The sequence below is a fragment of the Pseudomonas sp. CM27 genome (assembly GCF_013179515.1).
Taxonomy (GTDB): Bacteria; Pseudomonadota; Gammaproteobacteria; order Pseudomonadales; family Pseudomonadaceae; genus Aquipseudomonas.
Genome location: NZ_JABMCN010000250.1, coordinates 1 through 2,782, shown reverse-complemented (window position 1 = coordinate 2,782; position 2,782 = coordinate 1). Strand labels below are relative to the sequence as shown.

Genomic DNA, 2,782 nt, shown 5'->3' with positions numbered 1-2,782 from the left:
TCGGCACCGAGCCGATGGCGAAGAACACCAGCAGGCCGATGCCGTAGCCGGCATAGGCCGGCCGCGAGGAAAGAAACGCGCCCAGCACGAACACCGGCGCCAGCACCATGCACAGCAGCGGGAAACCGTCGATCCAGGGGAACACGAAGAAGGTTTCGAAGAAGCCGACGAAGGCGCCGATGGCCGTGCCGCAGGCCATCTGGAACGACATGCGCTTGGGGTTCGGCGAAGCCGCCGACAGGCCCACGGTGACCGTGGCGATCAGGGTCATCATCGCGCCGCTGGGCCAGTCACTGAGCAGCCAGTAACTGCCCAGCAGCAACAGCACTGCCGAAGCGCGCACGCCTGCAGCAAGCGATACCAGCCAGCTGGTCTGGGCCACGTAGGGCTCGTCCCACTGCTCGCGCTGGTGTCTGTGCACGGCCAGCGAGGCATGGGTTTCGGCGTAGCTGTACATCTCGTCGACGAAGCGGTACAGCAGCTCGAACGCGGTGTGGAAGTCGAGCAGGTCGGCATCGCTGGGCGCGGTCGCCAGGTACTCGGCGCGCAGGCCACGCACCTGGGCTTGCAGGCCTTCCTTGTAGGCGGCCAGCTCCAGGGTCAGGCGCAGCGCGTCGGCGTCGGTCAGCGCCCGGCCCACGTACGGCTGCAGCAGTTCTACCAGGGTGTTCAGGCCCGGCTCGATGGCGCTCACGATCTGCAGCGGGCCACGGTTGCGCAGGCGCTCCAGCAAGCGATGCAGGGCATTGAAACGCGTGGTGATGGCCATGAACTCGCTGTTCATGCGCACCAGGCGGCCACTGCGGCGGCGCATGTGCGGGTCTTCGAAGGCGGTGACGTTGCGCAGGCTTTCAAGGCCCACGGCCTCGGCGACGAAGCGCACGTTGCTGGTTTCGAAACGATCGCGCTGGCTGTCACCGCGCAAGGCCTCGACCACCACCCCGGCGAACACCCCAAAGCGCTGGTACAGGGCGTTGCGCATGGCGGCACTGGCCGACTGCGGCAGGATCGCGGCGCTGACGAAGGTCGATACGAGAATGCCCAGGGCAATTTCCAGCACCCGCCACACCGCAGCCATGAACGCCTGGTCGGGGTGCTGCAGAACCGGCAGGCCGATCATCGCCGCCGTGTAGCCCGCCAGCACAAACCCATAGGCACGGAAGGTGCGGTAGCGCATGGCACCGGCCGAGCACAAGCCCACCCACAGTGCCAGGCTGGGCAGGAACAGCTCGGTGTTCTGCGGGAAGATGGCAATCAGTGCCACCATCATCGCCGAGCCGGCCAAGGTGCCGAGCACCCGGTAAAAGCTCTTGGCGAACACGTGGCCGCTTTGCGGCTGCATGACGATGAACACGGTGATCATCGCCGTGCGCGGTTGCGGCAGCTCCAGGCGCATGGCCAGCCACAGGGTGATGAACGCCGCCGCCAGGACCTTGAAAATGTACACCCAGGTAACACCGTCGGTGCGCGCCCAGGCAAAGAAACCCCGGCGCCACTCCAGGCTGTGCAGCCAGCGCACGGGCAGGCTGGAAGTGCTCATTCGGCGTTGTCCGGCTGCTTGTCGAAAATGGCCAGGCTGGCCGGGGTTTTCGGCGCCGCCTGGCGGTCTTCATCAGGTACGTCCTGGCCGGCCTGCAGGCCACCGCCCAGCGCGGTCACCAGCTCGGCATGGGCGATCAGGCGGGCGGCCTGCACCTGCTGCTGTATCTGCTGCTGACGGAACAGCAAGGTCTGCGCGTTGAGCACATTGAGGTAATCGGTAAGGCCACGCTGGAAGGCAACCATGGCGATGTCGTAGGTTTTCTGCGCGGCGGCGACGGACTCGGCGGCGAAGTGCGACTGCTCTTGCATCGACTCGCGGCGGATCAGCTGGTCAGAGATGTTCTTCAGCGCACCGACCACGGTCTGGTTGTAGCGCGCCACGGCCACGTCGTAGCCAGCCGATGCCACGCCCAACTGCGAACGCAGACGGCCACCATCGAACACCGGCAGGCTGATGGCCGGGCCGACGTTGTAGTTGAACTTGCGCCCGGTCAGGAACTCCAGCGGGCCGCCGCCGGTGGCCATGAAGCCCAGGCTGCCGACCAGGTCGACATTAGGGAAGAAGCCGGCGTGGGCGACGTCGATGCCACGCGCCTGGGCAGCCACCTGCCAGCGGCTGGCGACCACGTCGGGGCGCTGGCCGACCAGTTCGGCAGGCAGGTTCGAGGGCAGCTTCAGCGGCGCAGCCAGGGTCAGGCTCGGGCGCTGTAGCTGCGCGCCCTGCCCTGGGCCCTTGCCGGCCAGGGCGGCCAGCTGGTTGCGGGTGAGCGCGATTTCTTCGTTGAGGCTGTCGAGCTGGCGGTGGGTTTCCGGCAGCGGCGCTTCGGCCTGGCTGACCTCGAAGTGGGTGCCGATGCCGGCATCCAGGCGGCGCTTGGCCAGGGCCAGGATCTGCTCCTGCTGCGCAAGCTCGGCCTTGACGATATCGCGCTGGGCAAAGTGCAGGCTCAGCTGGATATAGGCCCGCACCACGTTGTTCTGCAGCTCCAGCTGCGCCTGGCGGGCTTCGGCTACGCTCATGTGCGCCTGGTCCACGGCCTGCTCGCTGGCATTGCGCTCACGGCCCCAGAGGTCGAGGGCGTAGCTGAAGCCGATGGCGGCATTGTTGTCCCAGGTGTTGGCGCCCGACAACGCGCCAGGGCCGTAGAACTGGTCTTCCGGCCAGTTATGGCGCTTGAGCGTGGCCTGGCCGGTGGCCTGGAGCTGCTCCGCCGACTCGACCACGCCGGCCATGGCCTTG

The 2,782-nt window shown here is 67.1% G+C and carries 2 protein-coding genes; both read right to left on the bottom strand.

Annotated elements, in window-relative coordinates:
* The coding region (locus HP547_RS24155; RefSeq protein WP_172287855.1) for an FUSC family protein at positions 1-1,540 on the bottom strand (1,540 nt) is incomplete at its 3' end.
* The coding region (locus HP547_RS24150) for an efflux transporter outer membrane subunit (protein WP_172287852.1) at positions 1,537-2,782 on the bottom strand (1,246 nt) is incomplete at its 5' end. The genes HP547_RS24155 and HP547_RS24150, both read right to left, overlap by 4 nt.